The organism is Nocardia sp. NPDC005745 (assembly GCF_040630775.1).
GTDB lineage: Bacteria > Actinomycetota > Actinomycetes > Mycobacteriales > Mycobacteriaceae > Nocardia.
The window spans coordinates 40701-66427 of sequence record NZ_JBEXYF010000010.1 but is presented as its reverse complement, the minus strand read 5'-3'; the positions used below and the strand labels follow the sequence as shown (position 1 = coordinate 66427).

Annotated in this window: 25 protein-coding genes; 21 read left to right on the top strand and 4 right to left on the bottom strand. The window is 69.7% G+C overall.

All coding sequences use genetic code 11. The annotated features are described in order from the left end of the window. Window positions 1-14 precede the first annotated feature (14 nt). The 10 genes from ABZ420_RS13140 (at window position 15) to ABZ420_RS13095 (ending at window position 11701) form a co-directional block, all read left to right on the top strand. Window positions 15-413 carry a BlaI/MecI/CopY family transcriptional regulator gene (locus tag ABZ420_RS13140; RefSeq protein WP_040866505.1) on the top strand — a complete coding sequence of 133 codons (399 nt, stop codon included), beginning with the start codon at window positions 15-17 and terminating at the stop codon, window positions 411-413. A gap of 43 nt (window positions 414-456) precedes the next feature. Next, window positions 457-1395 (top strand): M56 family metallopeptidase, encoded by a 939-nt coding sequence (locus ABZ420_RS13135; protein WP_357121213.1) that lies wholly within the window; start codon window positions 457-459, stop codon window positions 1393-1395. Between the two features lie 179 nt (window positions 1396-1574). Further along, a complete protein-coding gene (locus ABZ420_RS13130) occupies window positions 1575-3176 on the top strand; it encodes a DEAD/DEAH box helicase (RefSeq protein ID WP_357121210.1) in 1602 nt (533 codons plus the stop codon). 4 nt (window positions 3177-3180) lie between these two features. Further along, a complete protein-coding gene (locus tag ABZ420_RS13125) occupies window positions 3181-4026 on the top strand; it encodes a DMT family transporter (protein ID WP_357121207.1) in 846 nt (281 codons plus the stop codon). Between the two features lie 207 nt (window positions 4027-4233). Then, window positions 4234-5670, top strand: a complete 1437-nt coding sequence (locus tag ABZ420_RS13120; RefSeq protein ID WP_357121204.1) for a GuaB1 family IMP dehydrogenase-related protein — start codon at window positions 4234-4236, stop codon at window positions 5668-5670. 244 nt (window positions 5671-5914) lie between these two features. Further along, window positions 5915-7297: a hemolysin family protein gene (locus ABZ420_RS13115; protein WP_062967740.1), complete on the top strand. Its 1383-nt coding sequence runs from the start codon at window positions 5915-5917 to the stop codon at window positions 7295-7297. Then, window positions 7290-8354, top strand: a complete 1065-nt coding sequence (locus ABZ420_RS13110) for a hemolysin family protein (protein WP_357121201.1) — start codon at window positions 7290-7292, stop codon at window positions 8352-8354. The genes ABZ420_RS13115 and ABZ420_RS13110 overlap by 8 nt, the downstream gene beginning before the upstream one ends. A gap of 37 nt (window positions 8355-8391) precedes the next feature. After that, the gene (locus ABZ420_RS13105) at window positions 8392-9324 is read left to right on the top strand and encodes a 3-methyladenine DNA glycosylase (RefSeq protein WP_357121597.1); all 933 of its coding nucleotides are present in this window, start codon (window positions 8392-8394) and stop codon (window positions 9322-9324) included. A gap of 158 nt (window positions 9325-9482) precedes the next feature. Beyond that, window positions 9483-11057: a hypothetical protein gene (locus ABZ420_RS13100; protein WP_357121198.1), complete on the top strand. Its 1575-nt coding sequence runs from the start codon at window positions 9483-9485 to the stop codon at window positions 11055-11057. A gap of 2 nt (window positions 11058-11059) precedes the next feature. Continuing rightward, on the top strand, window positions 11060-11701 hold the full coding sequence (locus ABZ420_RS13095) for a DUF305 domain-containing protein (RefSeq protein ID WP_357121195.1): 642 nt from the start codon (window positions 11060-11062) through the stop codon (window positions 11699-11701). A gap of 7 nt (window positions 11702-11708) precedes the next feature. Here the strand turns inward: ABZ420_RS13095 and ABZ420_RS13090 are convergent, their stop codons facing one another. Further along, window positions 11709-12467: an NAD(P)H-dependent oxidoreductase gene (locus ABZ420_RS13090; protein ID WP_357121594.1), complete on the bottom strand. Its 759-nt coding sequence runs from the start codon at window positions 12465-12467 to the stop codon at window positions 11709-11711. Window positions 12468-12878: 411 nt separating this feature from the next. Here ABZ420_RS13090 and ABZ420_RS13085 point away from each other — a divergent pair, with 411 nt between their 5' ends. Continuing rightward, complete coding sequence (locus ABZ420_RS13085; RefSeq protein WP_357121192.1) at window positions 12879-13604, top strand: hypothetical protein; 726 nt, start codon at window positions 12879-12881, stop codon at window positions 13602-13604. 46 nt (window positions 13605-13650) lie between these two features. Next, on the top strand, window positions 13651-14526 hold the full coding sequence (locus ABZ420_RS13080) for a hypothetical protein (RefSeq protein WP_357121189.1): 876 nt from the start codon (window positions 13651-13653) through the stop codon (window positions 14524-14526). Between the two features lie 127 nt (window positions 14527-14653). Here the strand turns inward: ABZ420_RS13080 and ABZ420_RS13075 are convergent, their stop codons facing one another. Together ABZ420_RS13075 and ABZ420_RS13070 are read right to left on the bottom strand one after the other, a co-directional pair. Then, entirely contained in the window at window positions 14654-15229 is a 576-nt protein-coding gene (locus tag ABZ420_RS13075; RefSeq protein ID WP_157113816.1) for a hypothetical protein, read from the bottom strand. 588 nt (window positions 15230-15817) lie between these two features. Continuing rightward, a complete protein-coding gene (locus ABZ420_RS13070) occupies window positions 15818-17998 on the bottom strand; it encodes a malate synthase G (RefSeq protein ID WP_357121186.1) in 2181 nt (726 codons plus the stop codon). Window positions 17999-18242: 244 nt separating this feature from the next. Here ABZ420_RS13070 and ABZ420_RS13065 point away from each other — a divergent pair, with 244 nt between their 5' ends. The 4 genes from ABZ420_RS13065 to ABZ420_RS13050 are packed head-to-tail and all read left to right on the top strand — an operon-like array spanning window position 18243 to window position 21956. Next, window positions 18243-18983 carry an SDR family oxidoreductase gene (locus ABZ420_RS13065; protein WP_357121183.1) on the top strand — a complete coding sequence of 247 codons (741 nt, stop codon included), beginning with the start codon at window positions 18243-18245 and terminating at the stop codon, window positions 18981-18983. Then, window positions 18980-20029 carry a zinc-binding dehydrogenase gene (locus ABZ420_RS13060; protein WP_357121180.1) on the top strand — a complete coding sequence of 350 codons (1050 nt, stop codon included), beginning with the start codon at window positions 18980-18982 and terminating at the stop codon, window positions 20027-20029. Before ABZ420_RS13065 ends, ABZ420_RS13060 begins: the two co-directional genes overlap by 4 nt. Then, the gene (locus ABZ420_RS13055) at window positions 20026-20664 is read left to right on the top strand and encodes a TetR/AcrR family transcriptional regulator (RefSeq protein ID WP_357121176.1); all 639 of its coding nucleotides are present in this window, start codon (window positions 20026-20028) and stop codon (window positions 20662-20664) included. Before ABZ420_RS13060 ends, ABZ420_RS13055 begins: the two co-directional genes overlap by 4 nt. Window positions 20665-20666: 2 nt before the next feature. After that, a complete protein-coding gene (locus ABZ420_RS13050; RefSeq protein ID WP_357121173.1) occupies window positions 20667-21956 on the top strand; it encodes an acyl-CoA dehydrogenase family protein in 1290 nt (429 codons plus the stop codon). 27 nt (window positions 21957-21983) lie between these two features. On the opposite strand, the gene ABZ420_RS13045 is transcribed toward ABZ420_RS13050, so the two are convergent. Next, window positions 21984-22682 (bottom strand): helix-turn-helix domain-containing protein, encoded by a 699-nt coding sequence (locus tag ABZ420_RS13045; RefSeq protein ID WP_357121170.1) that lies wholly within the window; start codon window positions 22680-22682, stop codon window positions 21984-21986. An 89-nt stretch (window positions 22683-22771) separates the two neighbouring features. On the opposite strand from ABZ420_RS13045, the gene ABZ420_RS13040 reads away from it, so the two are divergent. From ABZ420_RS13040 to ABZ420_RS13020, 5 genes are all read left to right on the top strand, one after another. Next, a complete protein-coding gene (locus ABZ420_RS13040) occupies window positions 22772-23914 on the top strand; it encodes an acyl-CoA dehydrogenase family protein (RefSeq protein WP_357121167.1) in 1143 nt (380 codons plus the stop codon). 115 nt (window positions 23915-24029) lie between these two features. After that, complete coding sequence (locus ABZ420_RS13035) at window positions 24030-24566, top strand: DM13 domain-containing protein (protein ID WP_357121164.1); 537 nt, start codon at window positions 24030-24032, stop codon at window positions 24564-24566. A gap of 29 nt (window positions 24567-24595) precedes the next feature. After that, window positions 24596-24823, top strand: a complete 228-nt coding sequence (locus ABZ420_RS13030; protein ID WP_357121161.1) for a hypothetical protein — start codon at window positions 24596-24598, stop codon at window positions 24821-24823. Between the two features lie 50 nt (window positions 24824-24873). Continuing rightward, window positions 24874-25419 carry an HNH endonuclease gene (locus ABZ420_RS13025; RefSeq protein WP_357121158.1) on the top strand — a complete coding sequence of 182 codons (546 nt, stop codon included), beginning with the start codon at window positions 24874-24876 and terminating at the stop codon, window positions 25417-25419. 28 nt (window positions 25420-25447) lie between these two features. Next, window positions 25448-25720, top strand: a complete 273-nt coding sequence (locus tag ABZ420_RS13020; RefSeq protein WP_357121155.1) for a WhiB family transcriptional regulator — start codon at window positions 25448-25450, stop codon at window positions 25718-25720. The last annotated feature ends 7 nt before the right edge of the window (window positions 25721-25727 follow it).

Below are 25727 nucleotides of genomic sequence, written 5' to 3'. Positions count from 1 at the left end.
CCTAAAATTGTGGGATGGCAGGTCTTGGTGAACTCGAGAAAGCGGTCATGGACCAGTTGTGGTCGGCCGACGAACCACAAACGGTCCGGCAGGTGCACGAGGCGCTCGCCGCACGCCGCGAGCTCGCGTACACCACGGTGATGACCGTGCTGCAACGCCTCGCGAAGAAGAACCTCGTGGTGCAGCGGCGCGACGACCGCGCGCACCGGTACGCGCCCGTGCACACCCGGGACGAACTCGTGGCCAGTCTGATGGTCGACGCTCTACAGCAGGCCGACGCGGCGGGCAGCCGCGCCGCCGCGCTGGTGCACTTCGTAGAGCAGGTCGGCAAGGACGAGGCTGCCGCCTTGCGCGAAGCACTCGCTAAGCTCGAAGCTACCGAGGACGAGGACTCGGCGCCGCCGCCGCAGTAGACTCCTCGGGCGCCCTGGCCCCACAACGCAGTGAGCTGAGTCGATGAACGCAACCGCGCCGGTCTTCGCCGGACTCGCATTGCTTCTCGCGGGGCCTGCCCCGGCCTTGCTCAGCCGGGCGACCTGGACATACCGGACGCCCCGCGCCGCGCTGGTGCTCTGGCAGGCCATCGCGCTCGCCGCCGTGCTCAGCGCCTTCGGCTCCGGGCTGGCCATCGCCGCCGAGCTGCTCGTGCCCGGCCCCGACGGCCGCCCGACCACGGCGCCGACCCGGGAGATCGACGCGCTCGGCCTGCCGCTGTGGCTGGCCTACGTGTTCGTCTTCGCGCTCACCCTGCTGGTCGGCGCCCGGCTGATCTACGCGGTCGTCCGGGTCGGCGTGCACACCCGCAGGCGGCGGGCGCGCCACCGCATGCTCGTGGATCTGCTCGACCAGAGCGGTCCGCACCGGCGCGCGGCCGACATCCGGGTGCTGGCCGCGACCGAGCCCATCGCCTACTGCCTGCCCGGTCTGCGCCAGCGCGTCGTGCTCAGCGAGGGCACCCTGACCAATCTGGCCGACGCCGAGGTCACCGCCATCGTCAGCCACGAACGCTCGCATCTGCGGGCCAGGCACGATCTCGTGCTGGAGGCGTTCACGGCGGTGCACGAGGCGTTCCCGAGAGTGGTGCGCAGCAAGGCCGCGCTCGGCTCGGTCAAACTGCTCATCGAACTGCTCGCCGACGACTCCGCGGTCAAGGTCACCGGTCCGAAGCCGCTGGCCCGCGCCCTCGTCGCGTGCGCGAAATCCACCGCGCCGCAAGGCGCGCTCGCCGCAGGCGGCCCGACCACGCTCATCCGCATCCAGCGACTCAGCGAGCGGATCGGTGACATCCGCATCGCCACGGCCGCCTACCTCGGCTCGGCCGCAATACTGGTGGTGCCGACCCAGGCCGTGGCCGTACCCTGGCTCGTGGAACTGAGCCGCCTGTTCCACAGCTGACTCCCCGGCACGTATCCTGGAAACTCGGCCCGCCTCTGGTCGGCCGCACCCTCTCGTTCCACCCGGCGCGCGTCATAGCCCGCGCCCAGCGCGGTGAACCGCATCGCGCACCGCTCTTCACCCCACCGAACAGCGCGTTCCGCTGGAATGCGCCGTGCGACGAAAGGCACATCCACCTCGTGACCCCCTCGACCACCGTCGCCGCGGCGCCCACCGCGACCTTCGCGGAACTGGGCCTGCCCGCCGTGCTCATACAGGCACTGCGACGCGACGGCATCGAGACGCCGTTCCCGATCCAGGCCGCCACGGCGCCGGACGTCCTGGCAGGCAAGGACGTACTCGGCCGCGGGCCGACCGGTTCCGGAAAGACCTTGGCCTTCGGCCTCCCGATGCTCACCCGCTTGATGGGCGCTTCGGCCAAGCCGGGCCGCCCACGCGGACTCGTGCTGGTGCCGACCCGCGAACTGGCCGCGCAGATCGAGCGAGCGCTCGACGAACCGGCGCTCGCGCTCGGCCTGCGGGTGGCCTCGGTGGTGGGCGGCGCCCCGATCAAGCGTCAGGCCGACCGGCTCGCCCGCGGCGTCGATCTGCTCATCGCCACGCCGGGGCGACTCGCCGACCTCATCGCGCAAGGGTCCGCCGACCTGTCCGAGGTGCTGATCACCACCCTGGACGAGGCCGACCACATGGCCGACATGGGCTTCCTGCCGCAGGTGACCAAGCTGCTCGACCGCACGCCGCGCGACGGCCAGCGCCTGCTGTTCTCCGCCACGCTGGACGGCGAGGTGGACAAACTGGTCAAGCGCTACCTGCGCGCCCCGGTCACACACTCCACCGCGCCGCCGTCGGCGGCGGTCAGCACGATGTCGCATCATCTGCTGTACGTCGGTGACAAAGTGGCCAAACGGACGGTCGCCACCGAGATCGCCGCCCGCGACGGGCTGACCATCATGTTCGTCCGCACCAAGCACGGCGCCGACCGGCTCGCCAAGCAACTGCGCGGCGCGGGCATCCCGGCGGGTGTGCTGCACGGCGGTAAGGCGCAGAACAACCGCACCCGCACTCTCGCCGCGTTCGCCGACGGTTCGGTGCCGGTACTGGTCACCACCGACGTCGCGGCGCGCGGCATCCACGTTGACGGGATCTCCCTGGTCGTGCACGTCGATCCCCCGCCGGAGCCGAAGGCTTACCTGCACCGGGCCGGGCGCACCGCCCGCGCGGGCGAGGACGGTGTGGTCGTCACGCTGGTGATGGACGAAGAGCGCCGCGATGTCGAGACGATGGCCCGCAAGGCGGGCGTCGAGGTCGACGGGGTCGCGGTCCGGCCCGGCGACCGCACGCTGATCGAGATCACCGGCGCCCGCAGGCCATCCGGTATTCCGATCGCGGCGGCGGCCGCGCCCGTGACCGCCCCTGCCGCGGCCTCCGCGAAACCCGCTCGGCGCAAGCCGGGCAGGCGCGGTGAGCAGACGGCGGCCGGTGGCCGTGGCGCCGGTGCGGCGAAGCAATCCGGGAGCCGGTCGGCCGCGGGGACGGGGCGTGGCGGGGAAGCGGTCGCCGCGCCCGCGCGCCGCCGAGGCACCGCGAAGGTCACCGCGAGCAACCCCGTGGGGCGCGGCGCGGGCTCGGCCAAGGGCACTGCCACCCGCAATTCCGGCGCGACAAGCGGGTTCTCCGGCCGCACCGCGGCTTCCGCGTCCGGCGACACGGCGGGCCGCACGCGGCGACGCGCCGTGCGAGCCCAGCAGTCTCCCGCGAGAGGCAATCGCACAGCAAACTAGTCGGGTGTCGACTCATCCGGCAGCCGCCGTTCTCTGCGCCCTGCTCGCCGCACTGCTGTTCGCGGTGGCCGCGGTCGCGCAGCAGAGCGCGGCGTCCGAGGTGCCGGAGAGCGAGTCCCTGGTCCGCTCGCTGCTGCGCACTCCCCGCTGGTGGGGCGGCGTCGTCGGCGACGCGGGCGGATACGCCATGCAGGTCGCCGCGCTCGCCTTGGGCGCGGTCCTGCTGGTGCAGCCGATCCTGGTGAGCGCGCTGGTGTTCGCGCTGCCGCTGTCGGCCCGGCTGAACGACCGTCGCGTGGCGCCGCGCACGTGGGCGACCGCGCTCGCGCTGACCGCCGCGCTGGCCTGCTTCGTGCTCGTCGGCGATCCGACCGAGGGAAATATCAATGCGCCGCTACGACACTGGGTCCTGCCGCTGGGCCTTCTGGTCGGCCTGATCGCCGCCGCTACAGCCGCTGGGATCGCCGCGCGCAGGCCCACGTGGCGCGCGCTGCTGCTCGGCGCCGCGAGCGGCTCGCTCTACGGGCTGGCCGCCGCACTCACCGACTACGTCACCGGCCTGTTCGAACACGGTCTCGCGGACGTGCTCGGCGGCTGGCAGACCTGGGCGCTGATCGCGGCCGGTGTCACCGGCGTCTATCTGCAGCAGCGCGCCTATCAAGTCGGGCCGCTGACCGCTTCGCTGCCCGCCGTCTCGGTCGCCGAGCCGCTGGCCGCCGCGTTCATCGGCATCGCCGTGCTCGACGAGCGGTTGCGCGCGGACACCGCCGGACTGCTGGTCACCGCGGGCGCGGTGCTCGTCATGGTGGCCACCACCATCGCGCTGTCCCGCTCCGAAGCCACCGCCTGAAGCCGTGGCCGGAGGATCGGCCCGCGCGAAGACCCCGGCCGTGGTCCGGGAACATGCCACGCCACGAGCCGGGCCATCGCTACGAAGCGGCCGCGTCCTGCCCCGTCCGATACCACTCCCCGGCGTTCGCCCGAGATCCCCGGGAAATGCGGCAGCACCTCCGGGAGAACGGCGCGCTGCGGTCGGCGCACGGATATCATCGGTCGAGTGCGCTTTCTCCCCGGTCATCAGCCGCCGTACGACCTGACCTACGACGACATCTTCCTCGTCCCGAACCGGACGGACGTCGCGTCGCGCTTCGATGTCGATCTCTCGACGTCCGACGGGTCGGGCACCACCATCCCCATCGTCGTGGCCAACATGACGGCGGTCGCCGGGCGCAGAATGGCCGAGACGGTGGCCCGGCGCGGCGGTATCGTCGTGCTTCCGCAGGACCTGCCGATCACCGCGGCCGCCGACACCATCGCGTTCGTCAAGAGCCGCTCGCTCACCGCCGACACCCCCGTCACCCTCGACCCCGACCGCTCGGTCTCCGAGGCGGTCGCCCTGATGCACAAGCGTGCGCACGGCGCGGTCGTGATGGTCGACGGCGGACGGCCGGTCGGCGTGGTGACCGAGGCCGCCTGCGCCGACGTCGACCGCTTCGCCCGGCTCCGTGAGGTCGCGGCCACCGATTTCGTGCGGGCCCCCGCGAGCACCACCCCGCGCGACCTGTTCGACCTGCTGCACGCCGAGCACGCCGATTTCGCCGTGCTCACCGCCGAGGACGGCACCCTGGCCGGGGTGCTGACCCGCACCGGCGCCCTGCGCGCGGGCATCTACCAGCCCGCCGTCGACGCCGCGGGCAGGCTGCGCGTCGCGGCCGCGGTAGGCATCAACGGCGATGTGGCCGCGAAGGCCAAGTCCCTCGTGGATTCGGGCGCCGACCTGCTCGTCATCGACACCGCACACGGCCACCAGGCCAAGATGCTCGAAACGCTCTCCGCCGTGCGCGATCTCGGGCTCGGCGTCCCGCTGGCGGCGGGCAACGTCGTCTCCGCCGAGGGCACTCGGGATCTCGCGGAGGCGGGCGCGGACATCGTCAAGGTCGGTGTCGGGCCCGGCGCCATGTGCACCACCCGGATGATGACCGGCGTCGGCCGCCCGCAGTTCTCCGCGGTGGCCGAATGCTCTACCGCCGCCCGGGAACTCGGCGTGCACGTCTGGGCCGACGGCGGCGTGCGCCATCCCCGCGACGTGGCGCTCGCGCTGGCCGCGGGGGCGTCCAACGTGATGATCGGCTCCTGGTTCGCAGGCACCTACGAATCTCCCGGTGACCTGCGCGTCGATCGCGACGGCAACGCGTACAAGGAGAGCTTCGGCATGGCCTCCAAGCGGGCCGTCGCCGCCCGCACCGCCTCCGACAGCGAATTCGACCGGGCGCGTAAGGCGTTGTTCGAAGAAGGCATCTCCAGTTCCCGGATGCGGCTGGACCCCGAGCGCCCCGGCGTCGAGGACCTCCTCGATCACATCTGCTCGGGCGTGCGCAGCGCGTGCACCTACGCGGGCGCGCGAACGCTCACCGAATTCCACGACAAGGCCGTACTCGGCGTGCAGTCCGCCGCCGGGTTCGCCGAAGGCCGCCCGCTGCCCGGCGGTTGGTGAGCGCCGACACGCGCATCGCACCGGTACCGGCCCACGCCGCTTCGCGCGTGGGCCGGTAGCATGGTGGTTGCCGGACACCGGCACCACGACACATTCGCGAAAGGATCCAGTTGTCACCCGCGTCCGAGGGCGCCGCACAGGAGGGCTCCTCTACCGAGCCGGGTGACCGACCCGGCGTCCTCCTCCCCGCAGTAGTCCCATTCCGCCCAGGCCGTCTCGCAGCACCGTGCAGGTGGTGCTGACGATGTCCATCGCGCTCACCGCGCTCAGCCTGATCGGGTTCATCGCACTCACCGCGGGCACGGCCCTGTTCGTCGCCGCGGAATTCTCCCTCACCGCGCTCGAGCGCAGCACCGTCGAGGCGCACGCCCGCACCGGCGACGTCCGCGCCCGCATGGTCCGCAAGGCGCATCGCACTCTGTCGTTCCAGCTGTCGGGCGCCCAGCTCGGGATCACCATCACCACGCTGATCACCGGGTACATCGCCGAGCCGGTGCTGGCCAGGCTGCTGAATCCGCTGTTCACCGCCGCCGGGCTGAGCGAAGCCGCCGCGAGCGGTATCGCCCTGACGCTGGCGCTGATCCTGGCCACCTCGCTGTCGATGATCTACGGCGAGCTGGTGCCCAAGAACATCGCCATCGCCAAGTCACTGGGCACCGCCCGCGTCACGGCCGGACCGATGATCGCCTTCTCGGTGGTGTTCAAGTGGATGATCCATTTCCTCAACGGCACCGCCAACTGGGTCGTCCGCAGGCTCGGCGTCGAACCCGCCGAGGAGTTGCGGTCGGCCCGCTCACCGCAGGAACTCGGCTCCCTGGTGCGCACCTCCGCGCTGCGCGGCGCGCTCGACCAGCCCACCGCCCAGGTGATGGACCGTTCCCTGCAGTTCGGCGAGCGCAGCGCGGAGGAACTGATGACCCCCCGGGTGAAGATCGAAGCACTGGACAAGGACGACACCATCGCCGACCTGATCGACGCGGCGGGCCGCACCGGCTACTCGCGCTTTCCGGTGATCGACGGCGACCTCGACAACACCCTCGGCTTCGTGCACGTCAAGCAGGCCTTCACCCGTCCGGTGCACGCGCGCAGGACGATCCCCCTGTACCGGCTCGCCCAGCCGGTCCCGATCGTGCCGGCCAGCTTGGACGGCGATGAGGTGCTCGAACGCGTCCGCGCCGACGGCATGCAGGTCGCCCTCGTCGTGGACGAGTACGGCGGCACCGCGGGCATGGTCACCATGGAGGACATCATCGAGGAGATCCTCGGCGACGTCCGCGACGAGCACGACGAGGAGGAGCGCGACGTGCGGCGCGTCTCCGACGGCTGGGACTGCTCGGGCCTGCTGCGGATCGACGAGGTTTCCCGGGCCACCGGATACGACGCCCCCGAGGGCGAGTACGAGACGCTGGGCGGCCTCGTGCTGACCAGGCTCGGCCGCATCCCGGTGACGGGTGACGAGGTCGTGTTGCCGAATCCTCGCTCGCAGCAGTGGACGACGGCCGACAGCCCCGACGCGGGCGGCTGGATCGCGCGGGTGGAGCGCATGGACGGACGGCGCATCGACCGGGTCCGGCTGATCCCGGTCGACGCCGACGCCCTCGCGACCAAGGAGCACAGCCATGGGTGACCTGCTCGGCGTCCTGCTCACCGTGGTGCTGCTGGGTGGCAACGCCTTCTTCGTCGCGGCCGAGTTCGCGCTCATCTCCGCCCGCCGCGACCGATTGGAAGCGCTCGCCGCGCAGGGCAAGCGTAACGCGAACACCGTCATCCGGGCGGGCGAGAACCTCTCGATGATGCTCGCGGCCGCGCAGCTGGGCATCACCATCTGCTCGATCCTGCTCGGCCGCGTCGGCGAACCCGCCGTCGCCCACCTGCTCGAAGGCCCGTTCGAGCTGCTCGGCCTGCCCGGCCAGCTGCTGCACCCGGTGGCGTTCGCCCTCGCGCTGACCATCGTGGTCATCCTGCACATCCTGTTCGGCGAGATGATCCCGAAGAACATCGCGCTGGCCGGACCGGAACGCAGCGCGCTGTTGCTGGTGCCGCTGCACTTGATGTGGCTGCGGCTGGCCCGCCCGCTCATCGCGCTGTACAACCTTGCCGCCAATCTGTCGCTGCGCCTGCTGCGGATCGAGCCGAAGGACGAACTCGAGGCCACCGTCTCGACGGTCGAACTGGCCGAGATGATCGGTGAGTCCCGCTCCGAGGGGCTGCTCGACGAGGAAGAGCACCGTCGTCTCACCCAGGCCCTCGGCACCAGCGATCGCGTGGTCGCCGACGTGATGGTGCCTCGGGACGCGACCCGATCGATCCCGCTGCGCGGTAACGGGACCACGCTCGGGGACATCGAGTCCGCCGTCGCCGAGACCGGCTTCTCCCGCTTCCCGGTGCGGGCGAACGACGGCTCACTGGTCGGGTACCTGCACGTCAAGGATGTGCTGGACAAGGTCGCCGACGAGAGCGCCGGTCCGGGGACGCCGATCCCGCGCACCGACATCCGCCCGCTGCCGACGGTCGGCATGAAGACCACGCTCTACGAGGCGCTCGCCCGGCTGCGCCGCACCAACAGTCATCTCGGCCGCGTGGTCGACGACCGGGGCAACACCACCGGGATCGTCGCCCTGGAGGACTTGGTCGAGGAGTTCGTCGGCACCGTCCGAGACGGAACGCACCGGGTGGGCGAATGACGATCGGCATCACCAGCTCGCGCGAGGTGCGGTGAGCATGCGGGTGTTGTCCGGTGCGCGGTGGCGGGCGTCCGCCGCCGCGCACCGGGCCCGGCTGGACGATCTGGTCGGGCCCTATCTCGAGCGGCGGGCACAAGGGTCATCGCACCCGGTGATCGACTTCTTGTTCACCTACTACGGACATAAACCCGCCCAATTACGGCGCTGGCATCCGGGATACGGCATCGGCCTGGCGGATGCCGCCGAGTACGACGGCGCCCGTGGGTATCACCGTGCCGACGAAGCGACCGACTCGACTACCGGCGATCCCGCCGGGCGGAGCGTCTACACGGCCGATCCCGCCTACCTGGTCAAACGAAGGGACACCGTCGCGTTCGTCGCGAAACTGCTGCGCGCCACCGCGTCCCGCCCCGCCCAGCTGTCCTGTTTCGGCCTGCACGAATGGGCCATGGTGTATCGGACCGACGATATCCGCCACCAGAAGGTGCCGCTGCGGCTCGGGCGCGCGGGCACCGACGCGGTGGTCGACTCGATGTCGCTGCGGTGCACGCATTTCGACGCCTACCGCTTCTTCACACCGGACGCCGTCGGCCGCAATGCCGAGCCGCTCACCCGCGACGACCAGATCCACCGCGAACAGCCGGGCTGTCTGCACGCGAACATGGACCTGTACAAGTGGGGGTTCAAGCTGGTCCCGCTGATCCCTTCGGAGTTGTTGCTGGATTGCTTCGAGTCGGCTTGCGCCGCACGCGAACTCGACATGCGCGCCAGTCCCTACGACCTGTCCGGGTTCGGCTACGACCCGGTGCGCGTCGAGACGCCCGCCGGACGAGCCGAGTACGTCCGCGCCCAGTCCGCGTTGGCCGAACGCGCCGCCGAACTGCGCCGAACCTTTCTGAGCGTCTGCGACGAACTGCTGGCATCCGACGCTGTCGCAGACGAGTACTCGGAATCGATCCACCCACGCTGACGCCGCCGCGGCCCAACGGAAAATTCCCGGATCCGTGCGGATTCGACGAAACCCTCCTCGGAAGTTACCGCGGATTACTACCATTCAGTCAGTTCAGTGCTGACTGTCCCAGTCACTCTGGTAGCCAAACTCGACGACGAAGTTGGGGGGTCGCGACGATGCGCCCACTGGCCAGGCTGTGCCGTGCCAAATCGCTCGCTCTGCTCACCATAGGCATGGTCACGGCCGTGCTGCTGCCCGCGAGCGCCGCGGCCGATCCGCCCTCGGAGATCCGGAACGCCGTCCAGGAGTTCCTCGACGTCGGGCGCACCTCGGTGCCCCGCGCCGACTGCGGACCGGGCGCCGCACCCGAGAACGGCCTGCAAGGCGACGTCACCGCCGCCGACCGCGACAGTGGGCGCAGCACGCAGGGCTACCGGTGCAATATCTCCTTCGTCGGCGGCTACGCGGGCCGTGGCGCGGGCATCACCTCCACCAGCTTCGAACACTGCGCCTATCTGGGCTCGTTCTTTCCCGGTGACCTGATCGGCGAGGCGCGCGGCGTCCAGGTGCTCGACGTGTCCGATCCGGCGCATCCGCGCCCGACCATGACGCTGACCGAGCCCGCCATGCTCGCGGGCACCTGGGAGAGCCTCAAGGTCAACACCGAGCGCAAACTGCTGGTCGGCACGGGTGTGCCGGTCGGTGAGGGCGTGGGCTACCTGTCGGTCTACGACGTCTCCGATTGCGCGCATCCGCGACTGCTCAATCCCGGCCCTGGGACGAATCTGCTGATGCCGCTGCCGATCACCACGCACGAAGGCGGCTTCTCCCCCGACGGCAACACGTATTGGGCCTCGGGAATCGCGCCCGGATTCGTCAGCGCCGTCGACCTGACCGATCCGGCGAACCCGCACGTCGTCTGGCAGGGGCTGACCGGCATCGAGGCGCACGGCTTCGGCATCAGCCCCGACGGCAACCGGATGTATATCTCCGCGCTCGGCGGCTTCACCGTCCTCGACATCAGCGCGGTGCAGCGCCGCGACCCGAACCCGCAGGTGCACCACCTCGGCCGGACGTTCTGGACGGACGGCTGGGCGACCCAGCACAGTGTCCCGGTCAGCTACGACGGCAAGCCCTACCTCTACACCGTGGACGAGGGCGGTTCCGGCGGCGTCAAACTCATCGACATCTCCGACGAGACCGCGCCCGAGGTGGTCGGCAAGATCAAGCTCGAGATCAACCTGCCCCAGCACCTCGACAGCAATATCGGCTCCTCCATGGGCGGTTCCGCCTTCGCCTACGAATCGCATTACTGCGCCGCGGACCGGCAGGCGAACCCGACCGCGCTGGCCTGCGGGTGGATCTCCTCGGGCATCCGGGTCTTCGAGATCCGCGATCCCTACGCCATCCGCGAGATCGCCTACTACAACCCGCCCGCCCGCACCGGGCAGAACCTGAGCCTGTGGAACTCGCCGCACGCGCTCGCCTCGATCATCGGCGTTCCGCTGATGAGCGCGCCGTCGGCGCTGCGCGCGGTGCTGGAGGGAGAGTTCGATCCGCGGGATGCCACCACCGCGCGCACCGGCAGGCTCGCCTTCGGCGACGTGTCCACCGACTGGTGTCTCTCGCCGCCGGAATGGCGCGGCACGCAACTCTACGTCGCGTGCTCGGACAACGGTTTCATGGTGCTGCAACTGGACGACGAGGTGTATTCGCCACCGCCGGACCAGCGCTCGATCGTCGGGTCGTAGCGATGCGGCACTGGACGCGCGTCGCGGCCCTGGCGTCGGCGGCCTTCGCGCTGCTCGTGCTCGGCGCCGCGCTGCGCCCCGCGATCTTTCCGGAAGGTCGGTCCGCGACACCGATTCTCACCGACGTGGAGATCGGCTTCGTCCAGGACATGACCACCCATCACCAGCAAGCGCTGCTCATGGTGCAGCGGCTGGATCGCTCGGTCGATCCGGCGATCGCCCGGCTGGCCGAGCAGCTCGACCGCACCCAGCGCCTGGAGATCGGCACCATGCTCGGCTGGCTGCGCCTGGCGGACGCGGCCCCCGGCTCAGCTCATCCGATGGCGTGGATGCACAGCGCGGACGCGTCGGCGCATCGGCATCCGTCTGCGCACAGCGCCGCCGCCCCGCCCATGCCGGGGATGGCGAGCACGGCGGAATTGGACACCTTGGCGTCGGCGCGTAGCCGCGACGCGGAAATCCTGTTCCTGCAGTTGATGCTTCGCCATCACCAGGGCGGCATCGCGATGGCCGAGGCCGCCGACGGTCTGCTGCGCTCCGGGCCGGTCAAGGAGATCGCCCGGTCCATGATCCACGGTCAGGGTCAGGAAGCGGGGGTGATGGGCATGCTGCTCGCCCAGCGCGGGGCTCCGGCACCGCCGTGACCATCGGTCACGACGCCACATGCAACCCGAAACCGGTCGCCCCCCGCGCCTCACGCCCCGGCTCGAGACGCAGGCTCCGGTCGTAGTCGCCCCCGGCTTGCGCGCGGTACCCGATCGGCTCCACCCGCGCCAGCGCCGACATCCGCTGTTGTAAACCGTGCGCGACGTCGTCGAAACGTTCGGACCCGAGCCGGATCGTGTCGTGCACCAGGAACGGCGGCAGCACGTCCATGCCGGTGTAGTACAGGATGCCGTGGTGGATCGGGAACAGCAGATCCTCGACCGGGCCGTTGATCCCGCGATCGGAATACGACGGCTGCTTGCCGCCGATCGAGACCACGAGCATCGCACGCCGCCCCGCCAGGACGCCCGCCCCGTACCTCGGCACCGCCTTGCCCCCGGCTCCGTAGGCGAAACCGCAGGTGAGAACCCGGTCCACCCACCCCTTCATGATCGCGGGCATGCCGAACCACCAGAGCGGAAAATGCAGGACGACGGCGTCGGCCCACAGCAGTTTCTCCTGCTCGGCGCGGATGTCGGGGCTCAGCGTCCCGTCGCGGTATGCCACGCCCGAGGCCAGCATGAAGTTGGGCTCTTCGACCCCGCCGAAATCGTCGGTGTCGGCGGCCGCCTTCCACCCCATCGCGTAGAGGTCGGTAACCCGCACGTCGTGCCCGTCCGCCCGCAATTGCCGCACGGCCACGTCTTTGAGCGCACCGGTGAGTGAATCCGGCTTCGGGTGCGCGTACACGATCAGTACGTTCATTCCGGCTTTCGTCACATCCCGGCGCAACAGCGTTCGGAACAGCGGATATTCCGCCATCCCCTCGACCTGCGCGGACGCGCGGCGGCAGACGGACTGCCGCGATGGCGTGGAATGTCCCGGCGGGAAGGACGTCGAGCAAATGCGCACAGGTCCCGCGCACACGGTTTCGACCAGGGGGCGAGGCACCCGGTCGGCCTCGCGAGTTCCCCCATCAGCACGGTTGCGAGCGGGCCAGATCGACGGCGTGTGCCCGGATCACGCGGCGCGCTGGAACGGCTGGCTCGTGGGTGATCGGCGAGATCATCCTCGCCGGCGGCGTGACAGGTTGCCCGGAGACCGTCCGGCGACGCCGGGACGGTATGGTCGGCTGAGCCGGGTCATGATCGTCGGCCGGGAGAGGTTGGGCAGCGGATGATTCGGACGGATACGTTCACGGTGCCAGGTCACGTGCGTGGCTATCCGGGAGTGGCGTTCGGCGGGTACGTGGCGGGCCTGCTCGCCGCGGCGAGCGGCGCCGCGCAGGTGCGCGTCGACTTCCGGCGCGCAGTTTCCGTGAATTCCCCGGTTGTGCTGGCCGCCGACGGCTCGTCGCTCACCGATCGGGAGGGCACGGTGCTCGCCGAGGCGTCCGAGTCGATGGTTACGGTGACGCCGCGGCCCGCGCCCGCTTGGGCGGAAGCACGGGCGGCGACCGCGACCGCCGACGTGCTGCGCAAGATGAGTCACTGCTACGGCTGCGGAGCCGCTTGCGCACCCGGCCGAGGCTTGCGCCTGTCGCCCTGGGCGATGCCCACGCACGACATGGTCGTCGCCGCCTGGACACCCGATCCCCTGCTCGGCGGGCCCGACGGCTTTCTTTCCACCGAGAACGTCTGGGCCGCTTTGGATTGCCCCGGCGGCTGGGCCGCGATGGCCTTGCGTGATCTACGCCCGGGCGCGGTCACGGCCGCCCTCACCGCCACGCAGTTCGAACCGGTCCGCGCCGGTGACCCCTACCTCTCCTACGGCTGGCCGATCTCCGCGAACGGCCGGAAACACACGGTCGGCGTGGCATTGGCCCGCGCCGACGGCACGCTCTGCGCCCTCGCCGAAGCCCTCTGGATCGAGCCCCGCCGGCCGCTGCCGTTCGAATGGTGATCCACCCCACCCGGACCTGTCGGCGGCTATCGGTAACGTCCGCGCCATGCCCTCGTCGGTACACGAAGTCCTCATCGAATTGGTCCGCCGCAGACCAACTTTGGTCGCCGAACTGCTGACTTCCGCACTCGGCCTATCACTTCCCGAGTTCGATCACGCCCGCGTCGACTCCGGCGACCTACCGGACATCGAGCCGACCGAGTATCGCGCGGACCTGGTCGTCACCCTCACCGACGCCGATGTCCCGGTTCTCGGGATCGTCGTGGAGGTGCAACTGCAGCGCGACGACGACAAGGCCTGGAGCTGGCCGGTCTACCTGACGACCTTGCGTGCTCGCCTGCGCTGCCTCGTCCTGCTCGTCGTCGTGTGCCCGAACGAACGTGCCGCGGGGCACTGCCGCCGCCCGATCACGGTCGCTCCCGGGTTCACCCTGTCGCCGATGGTCCTCAGCCCGGCCAACGTGCCGGTGGTCAGCGACACCCACACCGCGCTCGAGCGCCCCGACCTGGCCGCCCTGTCCGCCATCGCCCACCGCAACGACCCCGAACGCGACTCGATTCTCACCGCCCTCGCCGCGACAGCACACGACTCCGCGGACGGACAAAGGTACATTGACCTGGTACTGGCCGCACTGCCGAAAGCAGCGGCCCGGCACTTCCTGGAGATGCTGATGACGACCGACACGTCCCCGTACTACAGCCAGTACTTCAAGCAGCTGTACGCCGACGGCAAGACCGAGGGCAAAGCGGAAGGAGAAGCCAAGGCGCTGCTGACCGTGCTCGCCACCCGCGGATTTCACGTCCCTGAGGCCTTGGCCGCCGAAATCAACGGTTGCACCGACGATGCCCGTCTCACCACATGGATCACTCGCGCCGTCACCGCCGACACCTTGGAAGCGATCTTCGACGATCTCGCCATTTGACGGATTGGGAGACGCCCGGCAATTCGGACTCCCGAAACGCCGCAAGCACCGATCATGCGCGCCTCACAGAGTAGATCACCCGTGCCGCGACGGCGAGCGCGCTCGAGGAGATCTTCGGCGAGCGGGCTCAGTGAGTGTCGACGAAGCGGTACCACTGGCCGTCGAAAGCGGAGTACTCGATGCCGTTGGTGGCCGGCGGGCCGAGGTGCGGTGGGGTGGCCGGGTCGCGGAAGAAAGCGAAGCCTTCCGAATCCGAGTCGCCCGCCTGGGTGTAGAACAGGCAGCCGCCGTCACGCGGCGTGACGAAGGTGATGGTGTAGACACCGAGGCGGGTGCGCTGGCCGGGGTGGGCACAGTCGACGGCTTGGTCTTCGAGGATGCCGCGAGACAACCGCCAGCCGGTGTCCTCCGGGACGTCGTAGAGTGTCAGCGCCACCAGGACGCCGATCAGCACGGGCGAGGCGAGGCTGTAGAAGAACGCCCGGTAGCGCAGCAGGCCGAGCAGCCCGAACAGGACGGCGATTCCGCCGAGCACGCCGAGGACCACCCACAGCACGACGAGGGTGGGAAACGTTCCCTCCGCGGCGAGTTGCCAGAACAGCGCCGCGCAGCAGAGCGCGACCAGGGCGGTCAGCAGCCCCATCCACAGCACGAACCAACGAGGAATACGCGACCGTGTGCGCACGGAGCCTGCGGAGTTCACGTGTTCAAGATACGAGGGGCAGGGGCTTCGCGCGCGGGATCGGTGCCGAAATCGCCAGCCCCCCTGATGAACCCGACGACGGGGAAGCCGCTTCGAGCGCGACAGATAGCCTGCGGCACCGGTGCACGTCCAATTCGAGAATCCGCGCACGAGAGTTCCTGCGGTCCGGTGCGGCCATGTCCACCGAATTCGGACAGCCGATACTTACCCGCGGCCGCGAGCAGTGAGATCCTCAGTGTGAAAACAAACATTCCGGAACGTTTTCCGATTCCATCCCGAACCGGAAAATCCCCCGGCCAGCGCTAGCTGACCAGGGGATTCGCTACTCGAAACAGATCGTGCACCGCACGCTCACAGCGGCGGGAAGCCCGCCGATCCGGTGGCCATCCAATTCCAGAACATCGCCGCGCGATTGGCGAGCAATGCCACGATGTCGAGCACAACGCTTCCCATGAATCTTCCTCACAAATCGAACGATCTCGTGCGGCACCCAGGGTAACGGACCGATAAACGGGAGTCGAAACTCCGACCGCCGCGAAAGCGCGAATCCCCCGGCCGCCGGGGCCGGGGGATTCGCGACAGGTGGAACTAGACGCAGGCCAGCGCCTTGGCCTCACGGCGACGGCGATGCAGGATCGGTTCGGTGTACCCGTTGGGCTGCTTGGTGCCCTCCAGGATCAGCTCCTTGGCCGCCTGGAACGCGATGCTGCCCGCGAAGTCCGGCGCCATCGCCCGGTAGTTCGGGTCGCCGGCGTTCTGCCGGTCCACGACCGGGGCCATCCGCTCCAGGCTGGCCACCACCTCGTCGGCGGTGACGATGCCGTGGCGCAGCCAGTTGGCCATCAGCTGGCTGGAGATGCGCAGGGTCGCACGGTCTTCCATGAGCGCGACGTCCTTGATGTCGGGCACCTTGGAGCAACCGACGCCCTGGTCGATCCAGCGCACCACGTAACCGAGGATGGACTGGGAGTTGTTGTCCAGCTCCTGGCGCTTCTCCTCGTCGGTCCAGTTCGGCGCGGCGGCCAGCGGGATCTCCAGGATCTCGTCGACGGTGGCACGGCGACCGCCCTTCGCGATCTCCTGCTGCCGCTTGAACACGTCGACCAGGTGGTAGTGCGTCGCGTGCAGGGTGGCGGCGGTCGGCGAGGGAACCCACGCGGTGTTGGCGCCCGCGCGCGGGTGGCCGATCTTCTGGGTGAGCATGTCGGCCATCAGGTCCGGCATGGCCCACATGCCCTTGCCGATCTGCGCCTTGCCGGGCAGGCCCGCCGCGAGACCGGTGTCGACGTTCCAGTCCTCGTAGGACAGGATCCACTGCTGGGACTTCATGTCGGCCTTGCGAACCATCGGCCCGGCCTCCATGGAGGTGTGGATCTCGTCGCCGGTGCGGTCCAGGAAGCCGGTGTTGATGAACACCACCCGCTCGGCGGCGGCCTGGATGCAGGCCTTCAGGTTCACCGTGGTCCGGCGCTCCTCGTCCATGATGCCGACCTTGAGCGTGTTGCGCGCCAGCCCGAGCACGTCCTCGATCCGGCCGAACAGCTCGTTGGTGAACGCGACCTCGTCCGGGCCGTGCATCTTCGGCTTCACGATGTAGACCGAGCCGGTGCGGCTGTTCTTCAGCTTCGCGTCCTCGGCCAGGCTGTGCTTGGCGATCAGCGAGGTGATCAGCCCGTCCATGATGCCCTCGGGCACCTCGTTGCCTTCGGCGTCCAGGATCGCGTCGGAGGTCATCAGGTGACCGACGTTGCGCACGAACAGCAGGGAACGGCCGTGCAGCGTCAGTTCGCCGCCGTCCAGCGCGGTGTACACGCGGTCGGGGTTCATGGTGCGGGTGAAGGTCTTCTCGCCCTTGCTGACCTTTTCCGCGAGGTCGCCCTTCATCAGGCCGAGCCAGTTGTGGTAGCACAGCACCTTGTCCTCGGCGTCCACCGCGGCGACCGAGTCCTCGAAGTCCATGATCGTGGTGACCGCGGACTCCAGCACGACATCCTTGACGCCCGCGGTGTCGGTGCTGCCGATCGGCGACTGCGGGTCGATCTGGATCTCGATGTGCAAACCGTTGTGCTTCAGCAGCACCGAACTCGGCGATTCCGGGTCACCCAGGTAACCGACCAGCTGCGAGGCGTCGGCCAGGCCGATGCTGGTGCCGTCCTCCAGACCGACCTCCAGTTCGCCGTCCACGATCTTGTAGGACGTCGAGCCGATGTGCGAGCCGGTGATGAGGGTGACCGAGTCGTCGAGGAAGTTGCGCGCCCACTCGATGACCTTGTCGCCGCGCACCTTGTTGTAGCCGGTGCCCTTCTCCGCGCCGTTGGCTTCGGAGATGGCGTCGGTGCCGTAGAGCGCGTCGTACAGCGAGCCCCAGCGGGCGTTGGCGGCGTTGATCGCGAAGCGAGCGTTCATCACGGGCACCACGAGCTGCGGGCCCGCGGTGACGGCGATCTCGTCGTCCACGTTCTGCGTGGTGATTTGGAAATCGGCGGGCTCGGGGCGCAGGTAGCCGATCTCGGTCAGGAAGTTCTTGTAGGCGGCCTTGTCGTAGTTCACGCCGGGGTGCTCGGCATGCCACGCGTCGACCTTGCCCTGGATCTCGTCGCGTTCGGCCAGCAGAGCGCGGTTGCGCGGAGCGAGATCGTTGATGACCTGCTCGGCGCCGGCCCAGAACGCGGCGGAATCCACGCCGGAACCGGGGAGCGCCTCGTTCTCGACGAACTCGTGGAGAACGCGTGCCACCTGGAGCCCGCCGACCTGAATCCGCTCTGTCATCTACTGCCTCACTTCCGAGAAAGCCGAGTGGGAAAACAGTGCCATGTTACCCGTGGGTAGTGGTGTCGCCGCGCGCCGGGTCGCTGTGGGCACTGTGCCCGAATGCATCCGCCACGCCGAATGAGCTGGTCTCCCACCCGGCGGGTCGTCGAGCCGTCGACGGTCGGCCGGACAGCCCCTTGATCGTAACCCGCGGCCGACTTAATGTACTGATCGGAACATTTCATGGCAGGCAGGAGTTCGAGTGCCACTCACCGACAAGGTCGCCGTCGTCACCGGGGGTAGTCGAGGCCTGGGTAAGCAGATGGTGCTGGCGTTCGCGGAGGCCGGCGCCGACGTGGTGATCGCGAGCCGCAAGCTGGACGGGTGCGCCGCGCTCGCGCAGGAGGTGACGCGGCGGTTCGGGCGCCGCGCCCTGCCGGTGGCCTGCAACGTCAGCGACTGGTCGCAGTGCGACGCCTTGGTGGAGACCGTCTACGGCGCGTTCGGCCGGGTGGACGTGCTGGTCAACAACGCGGGACTCTCCCCGCTGTACCCGAGCTTGGACCAGGTCACCGAGGAGTTGTTCGACAAGGTCATCGGGGTGAACCTCAAAGGTCCATTCCGGCTGTCGGCCCTGATCGGCAGCCGCATGGCGGCCGACGGCGGCGGCTCGATCATCAACGTCTCCTCGATCGAGGCGACCAGGCCGGAGCCCTTCGCGGTCCCGTACTCGGCGGCCAAGGCCGGACTCAACGCCCTGACCGGCGGGCTGGCCCAGACGTTCGCGCCGAACGTGCGGGTCAACACCATCCAGTGCGGCCCCTTCGACACCGACATCGCCACGGCGTGGCCCGATGAGCTGCGCGCGGAACTCACCAGACACAACGCGCTGCGCAGAGTCGGCAAGCCGGAGGAGATCGTCGGGGCGGCGCTGTTCTTCGCCACCGAAGCCTCGGCGTTCTGCACCGGTGCCACCCTCGCGATCGACGGAGGCTGGCGATGAAGGCATTGGCTTACGAAGGCCCGCAGCAGATCTCGTATCAGGATCGGCCCGACCCGGTCCTGCCGGGACCGGACGGCGCGATCGTCCGGGTCACCGCGGCCGGCATCTGCGGCAGTGATCTGCACATCTACGCCGGACACGGATTCGTCGCGGGCTCCGGTTACGGCGTCGGACACGAAGCGGTCGGCGAGATCGTGGAACTGGGACCGCACGCCCGGGGGTTCGCCGTCGGCGACCGCGTGCTGGTCGCCGCCTCGGCGGGCTGCGACGGCTGCGCGCAGTGCCGCGCCGGGATCGTCACCGCGTGCGAGCGCCACCCACTACCGGTCGACGCCTGCTATGGGCTCGGCGGCTCGCTGGCGGGATGTCAGGCCCAGTTGCTCGCCGTACCGCACGCCGGGGGCAATCTGGCGAAGCTGCCCGACGAGGTGAGCGACACCGCCGCCGTGGTGCTCACCGACAACGCCCCCACCGCGTGGTACGGAGCCCGGCGCGCCCGGATCGCCCCGGGCGACACCGTGGTGGTGATCGGGCTCGGTCCGGTCGGTCTCATGGCGGTGCAGTCCGCCTTCGCGATGGGTGCGGCCCGGGTGCTCGGCGTCGACCTGCTCGCCGAACGCCGCGAGCGCGCCGCCGAACTGGGCGCCGAGCCGGTCGAATCGGACGATCCGAAGCAGGCGATCCGCGAAACATTGCGCGGTGGAGCGGATGTAGCGATCGAGGCGGTCGGCGCCGACGAAACCGTCAAGCTGGCGATCAGCGCCGTCGGGCACGGTGGCCGGGTCAGCGTGATCGGCGTGAGCCACAACCGCGCCTTCCCGTTTCACTTGATGGCGGCCCAGGTGAAGGACCTCGAATTCCACATCGGGCTGTGCGCGATCCAGTACGAACTGCCCGCGCTGCTGAGACTCACCGCGGGCGGCAGGCTGCGGCCCGAGGCCGTGGTCACCCACCACCTGCCCATGTCCGAGGGGCCCGACGCCTACCGGATGTTCGCCGAGCGGGCCGACGGGGTGGGCAAGATCGTGCTGGACCCGTCGAGATGACCGCCCCTTCGCGCAGACGCGGCCGCCCGCCCGCCGCCGAATCGACGGCGAGCGACACCAGGGCGCGGATCGTGCGTGCGGCGATCGACCTGTTCGCCGAGCAGGGCTTCCACGGCACCGGCGTGGCCGAGATCGGGGAGCGGGCCGACGTGCAGCGCGGCGCGCTGTACTACCACATCGGTTCCAAGGAGGAACTGCTCTGGCAGATTCTGCGCGACTACATCCAGCTGATGCTGGTCGAGGCAGGGCAGATCTCCGACGGGCCCGACGATCCGGTCACCAAGCTGCGCAAGATGATTGACAGTCACGTGCGGCTGATCGTTCGCCATCAGCGCGAGGTGGCAATCCAGCTGCGCGACGTCGGCGCGCTCACGGGCGAGCGCGCCGCGCAGCTACAGGAGCTGCGCGACCGGGTGCAGCACTGCTGGCAACGCGTCATCGACGCCGGTCACGCGGAAGGGCTGTTGCGCACCGGCGACCACGTGGTCACCAACAGCGTGCTCGGCATGCTGAACATGGTCTCGTTCTGGTACCGCCCGCACGGCGACCGCTCCCCCGGCGAGATCGCCGACATCCTCGCGACCACTTTGCTCGACGGCGTGGTGACCGGCACCGCGCCAGACACGAAAGGCTGACCATGGCTTGGGATTTCGAGACCGACCCGGAGTACCAGCGGAAGCTGGACTGGGCGGCGGAGTTCGTCCGCACCGAGGTGGAGCCGCTGGACCTGCTCTACCCCAACCCGTACGACCGCACCAACCGTGAGGCGATGGCGCTGATGCGGCCGCTGAAGGAGCAGGTCAAGGAGCAGGGCCTGTGGGCCTGCCACCTCGGGCCGGAACTGGGCGGCCCCGGTTTCGGGCAGATGAAGCTCGCCCTGCTCAACGAGGTGCTCGGCACGTCGGTGTGGGCGCCTTCGGTATTCGGCTGCCAGGCACCGGATTCCGGCAACGCGGAGATCCTCGCCCACTACGGCACGCCGGCGCAGAAGAAGACCTATCTCGAGCCGCTGCTGGCCGGGGAGATCGGCTCGTGCTACGTGATGACCGAGCCGACCGGCGGCTCGGACCCGACGCTGTTCCGCACCCGCGCGGTGCGCGACGGCGACCACTGGGTGATCAACGGCGAGAAGTGGTTCAACTCCAATGCGCAGTTCGCCGCCTTCCACATCGTCATGGTGGTGACCGATCCGGAGGTGAGCCCGTACCGGGGCATGTCGATGTTCATCGTGCCCGCCGACGCCCCGGGATTGGAGATCGTGAAGAACTATCACGTCGCCGGATTCAGCGAGCACGAAGGCCATCTGCGGTTCACCGACGTCCGCGTGCCCGCCGACCACCTGCTCGGGGCAGAGGGGCAGGGCTTCGTCGTCGCGCAGACGCGACTGGGCGGCGGGCGCGTGCATCACGCGATGCGCACGGTCGCCATGGTCCGCAAGGCGTTCGACATGATGGCCGAGCGAGCGGTGTCGCGTCCGATGCGCGGCGGCCCGCTGGCCGGATTGCAGATGACCCAGGAACGCATCGCCGACAGCTGGATCGAGATGGAGCAGTTCCGGCTGCTGGTGCTGCGCACCGCGTGGCGCATCGACAAGGAGCAGGACTACCGGAAGGTCCGCAAGGACATCGCCGCGATCAAGGTCGCCATGCCCAAGGTGATGCACGACATCGCCCAGCGCGCGCTGCACCTGCACGGCGCGCTCGGCGTCAGCCAGGACCTGCCGTTCATCGACATGCTCGGCTACGCCGAGGTGATGGCCATCGCCGACGGACCCACCGAAGTACACAAGATCACCCTCGCGAAGGAGGTCCTGAAGGACTACGCCCCGGCGGACCCCGTGTACCCGAGCGGATACCGGCCCGCGCTGCGCGAGAAGGCGCGCGAACTGGTCGCCCAGCGTCTCGAGCACATCGTCGGGAACCTCTGAGCAAGGCGCGCGGGCCGCGGTCCGAGTTCAGGAAGCGCGCTGGGCGGCCGCGTCCACGTGCGAGGTGTCCGTGTATCCGGCCACGGGACTGAGCCGCAGGACCGACGGCATCCGGCGGGTGAGCGCGGGCGGGCCGGTGAACGCCACCCGGCCCGTCCGCAGCGCGTGCGCCAGCGGCAGCCGCCCCAGCCACACCTGGTACAGCGAGGCGACATCGGAGCTGATCGCGACGTCCACGGGGTAGCCGGGATCGGACTCGCACACCGAAGGCACGCCCGCCTCGAGCACGATCCAGAAGCGGCGCAGGTCGTCGGTGAAGCGCACCAGCAGCACGTGGCGGCGGCCCGGGAACGACGAGGTGTCCACGCGCGTGTGCATCCACCACACCAGCAGGGCGGGATCGCGCTCGTCGTCGCGTGGCGTACCGAAGGTCCAGCGTGCGCCCCATTCGCCGAGGCCGAACAGGATCGGCTCCAACTCCCGCCCCGCGTCGGTGAGCAGGTACTCCCCGACCGGTCGCTCCACCAGCCCGGCCCGCTCGAACTGCCGCAGGCGTTTGGCGAGCAGGCTGCGCGACAGCCCGGGCAAGCCGCGCGCGAGATCGTTGAACCGGGTGGTGCCCAGCAGCAGGTCGCGCAGGATCAGCAGCGACCAGCGCTCACCCACCAGGTCGAGCGCCCGGGAGATCGGGCAGTACTGGCCGTAACTCGGCGTGGAAGTCGTCATGGCACCTCGGGAACGGGGTCTATTTTCTGGACCGGCGGGGTCCACTTTCTGCACTATCCGGTTATCGCGGCCGTTCTTAGTTTCGAAACATGACCACTACAGCTCCTGCCATCACCGAAACCATCATCACGGACTGGATCGCCCGCGCGCGCCACGTCGGCGAGACCCTGCGTCCCGAGGTCGCCGCCCGGGACCACTCCGGCGAGATCTCCCTCGCCGCATTCGACCTGCTGCGCGACAGCGGGCTGTCCGCGGCTCTCGTACCCGCCGAGTTCGGCGGTGGCGGGGTCACCCACCGCGAGATGGGCGCGATTCTGCGGGAACTGGGCCGCCACGACCCCTCCACGGCGGTCGCCTTCGCGATGCACACCCACCTGGTCGCCGCCCAGGTGTGGCGGCACAACCACGGCATCGACGCCGCGCCGCTGTTCGCCAAGGTGGTCGCGGGCGCGATCCTGGTCAGTACCGGCGCCTCCGACTGGGTCGGCTCCAACGGCAGCGCCGAGCGGGTCGAGGGCGGCTACCGGGTGCACGCGCGTAAGGCGCCGGCGAGCGGATGCGAGGCGGGCACCGTCCTGGTGACCAGCGTGCGCTGGGACGCCGCACCGGACGGCCCGCAGGTGCTGCACTGCGCCATCCCGTTCACCGCCGCCGGTGTACGGATCGAAAAGACTTGGGACACCATGGGTTTGCGCGCCAGCGGATCGCACACCGCCGTCCTCGACGACGTCTTCGTGCCCGACGCCGCGGTCTCACTGGCCCGCTCCGCCACCGTGTGGCCGCCGCTGCTGAACGTCGTGCTCGGCGCGGCGATGCCGCTGGTGATGGCGGCCTACCTCGGTATCGCCGACGGCGCGGTCGAGATCGCGACCGCACTGGCGGCGGGCCGCGCCGACGCGCCGACCGTCCAGCTGGCCGGCGAGCTTGCCACCGCGCACACCACCGCGGGCGACCTAGTCGACGCCATGTTCAACGCCTCGGAGAATCTGCGCTTCGCCGACACCGATCAGTACGCGAGCCGGACGCTCAGCCGTAAGACCGCCGCGGCGGACGCGCTCGTGCGCACCGTGCGCCTGGCGATCGAAACCGCCGGCGGAGTGGGCTATTCCCGCACCTGCGAACTCGAGATGCGCTATCGCGACGTGCACGGCTGCCTGTTCCACCCGTTGCCGCGAGCCAAGCAGACCCACTTCTCCGGCCGTGTTCTGCTCGGGCAGTCCCCGATCGGATGACGCCTGTCCATTCCGTCGACGCCGTCGCCACTCGCCTCCATAATCGATGGGGGCGAGAACCCTCGCGCAGTGAACGGGCCTTTCCGGCCACACGACGACGCTCCGAGGAGAAGCCATGGTGTCCGCACGCGGAATCGCACGATCGCCGATCACCTGGGCCGTCGCCGTGCTGCTGGTGGTGGGCCTGGGCGTAGGACTGGCCGTGTTCCAGCCGTGGCGGCTGTTCACCGATACCACAGTGCAGGAGGCGGCGCCGTCGGTCACCGCGGCGCCCGGTCCGGGCGGCACGCAAGCGCAGCCGCAGGCCATCGCCCGGGGCGCCTTCGTCTCGCACGAGCACGCCACCTCGGGCGCCGTCGTGGTCTTGCGGCTGCCCGACGGCAGCAGGGTGTTGCGAGTAGAGAACCTCGACACCTCCGACGGCCCCGACCTGCACGTCTGGCTCACCGACGCGCCGGTGCGCGAGGGCCGCGACGGGTGGTTCGTCTTCGATGACGGCGTCCACACCGACCTGGGCAAGCTCAAGGGCAATCAGGGCAACCAGAACTACCCCGTCCCCGCCGACGCCGACCTGGCCCAGCTGACCAGCGTCACGATCTGGTGCGACCGGTTCAACGTCTCCTTCGGCGCGGCCGAACTGCGACCGGCCTGAGCCCGGTCCGTGGGCCGCACCGCCGAAAAATGACCCGACAACGGCGGGTGCGCTGTGCCACCATGTGTTTCGACACCGACCACCGCCTCGAGGTGGTCGCCGAGCAGTGGAGAGGAGGGGCGGCAGTGAATCCGGAAACGACGAAGCGAATGCGGACCAGGGCGGCGCGATCGGCGGCCGCGGGCGATGCGTTCGGCAGGCCGTTGCGCGCATCGCACGGCGAACCGGACGTCAGCCGCCTCCAGATCGTCGGCTGATCGCCGCATTCCTCTCTCCGCTTCATTTCGCACGAAACATGGTGATTCCCATGACGTTCCGCCGTGCCGCCGATCAGGCGGCGATAACCGCCGACAACTGGATACACACCGGGGTCCTCGTCCTGAACGCGTCCTACGAGGCGCTCGACGAGATCAAGGCCGACCGGGCCGTGGTGCTGCTGGTCGCCGGAGCCGCGGAATCGGTGGCCGAGCGCGAGCCGCACTTCCCGATCCGGTCCCGGCACGTGGAAATCGCTCTGCCGCAGACGATTCGGCTGCTGCGCTACGTCTACCTGGAACACACCGCGCGGGCGCACGACGAGAGCAGGGCCACGCAGGCCGGCGTGCTGCGCCGCGACCGGAACCGGTGCGGCTACTGCGCCGGGTGGGCGCGCACCGTGGACCACATCCGGCCGCGGTCGCGGGGCGGGCCGAACACCTGGAGCAACCTCGTGGCCTGCTGCGCACCGTGCAACACGGCCAAGGCGGACCGCACCCCGCAGGAGGCGGGCATGCGCCTGCTCTGGGAGCCGAAGGCCCCCACCCATCAGGTCAGGCAACAGCGCCGGATCTGGAGACAACTCGCCGCGACCTGACCGCGACCCGAGAAAGGAGAAGAACGCGATGACGCGCACCGAGACCACCGCCGTCGCGGAGTTGACCCTGACCGACCTGCTCCCGCTCTCGGACTCCCGAGGGTGGCACCGGGCGGCCTGCCGCGGCGACCCGAACCACGAAGCCTGGTTCCCGTACCCGTCGCAAGACTTCGACTACGCGCGCGAAGTCTGCGCCCGCTGCCCGATCCTGGACGCGTGTGGCGAATTCGCCGCGCGTACCGGGCAGTCCGGCGTCTGGGGCGGGCACGAGTTCGACCGCGGACGCGTGATCCGCCACTGAGGTCGCG

Bases quoted from the DNA above. Each gene is read 5' to 3' on its own strand.
- ABZ420_RS13055 (WP_357121176.1), top strand. From the start codon at position 20,026: ATGACCGCCCCTTCGCGCAGACGCGGCCGCCCGCCCGCCGCCGAATCG.
- ABZ420_RS13070 (WP_357121186.1), bottom strand. From the start codon at position 17,998: ATGACAGAGCGGATTCAGGTCGGCGGGCTCCAGGTGGCACGCGTTCTC.
- ABZ420_RS13080 (WP_357121189.1), top strand. From the start codon at position 13,651: ATGCCCTCGTCGGTACACGAAGTCCTCATCGAATTGGTCCGCCGCAGA.
- ABZ420_RS13050 (WP_357121173.1), top strand. From the start codon at position 20,667: ATGGCTTGGGATTTCGAGACCGACCCGGAGTACCAGCGGAAGCTGGAC.
- ABZ420_RS13030 (WP_357121161.1), top strand. From the start codon at position 24,596: ATGACCCGACAACGGCGGGTGCGCTGTGCCACCATGTGTTTCGACACC.
- ABZ420_RS13105 (WP_357121597.1), top strand. From the start codon at position 8,392: ATGCGGGTGTTGTCCGGTGCGCGGTGGCGGGCGTCCGCCGCCGCGCAC.
- ABZ420_RS13020 (WP_357121155.1), top strand. From the start codon at position 25,448: ATGACGCGCACCGAGACCACCGCCGTCGCGGAGTTGACCCTGACCGAC.
- ABZ420_RS13110 (WP_357121201.1), top strand. From the start codon at position 7,290: ATGGGTGACCTGCTCGGCGTCCTGCTCACCGTGGTGCTGCTGGGTGGC.
- ABZ420_RS13035 (WP_357121164.1), top strand. From the start codon at position 24,030: ATGGTGTCCGCACGCGGAATCGCACGATCGCCGATCACCTGGGCCGTC.
- ABZ420_RS13135 (WP_357121213.1), top strand. From the start codon at position 457: ATGAACGCAACCGCGCCGGTCTTCGCCGGACTCGCATTGCTTCTCGCG.
- ABZ420_RS13040 (WP_357121167.1), top strand. From the start codon at position 22,772: ATGACCACTACAGCTCCTGCCATCACCGAAACCATCATCACGGACTGG.
- ABZ420_RS13100 (WP_357121198.1), top strand. From the start codon at position 9,483: ATGCGCCCACTGGCCAGGCTGTGCCGTGCCAAATCGCTCGCTCTGCTC.
- ABZ420_RS13085 (WP_357121192.1), top strand. From the start codon at position 12,879: ATGATTCGGACGGATACGTTCACGGTGCCAGGTCACGTGCGTGGCTAT.
- ABZ420_RS13095 (WP_357121195.1), top strand. From the start codon at position 11,060: ATGCGGCACTGGACGCGCGTCGCGGCCCTGGCGTCGGCGGCCTTCGCG.
- ABZ420_RS13025 (WP_357121158.1), top strand. From the start codon at position 24,874: ATGACGTTCCGCCGTGCCGCCGATCAGGCGGCGATAACCGCCGACAAC.
- ABZ420_RS13045 (WP_357121170.1), bottom strand. From the start codon at position 22,682: ATGACGACTTCCACGCCGAGTTACGGCCAGTACTGCCCGATCTCCCGG.
- ABZ420_RS13090 (WP_357121594.1), bottom strand. From the start codon at position 12,467: ATGAACGTACTGATCGTGTACGCGCACCCGAAGCCGGATTCACTCACC.
- ABZ420_RS13060 (WP_357121180.1), top strand. From the start codon at position 18,980: ATGAAGGCATTGGCTTACGAAGGCCCGCAGCAGATCTCGTATCAGGAT.
- ABZ420_RS13140 (WP_040866505.1), top strand. From the start codon at position 15: ATGGCAGGTCTTGGTGAACTCGAGAAAGCGGTCATGGACCAGTTGTGG.
- ABZ420_RS13115 (WP_062967740.1), top strand. From the start codon at position 5,915: ATGTCCATCGCGCTCACCGCGCTCAGCCTGATCGGGTTCATCGCACTC.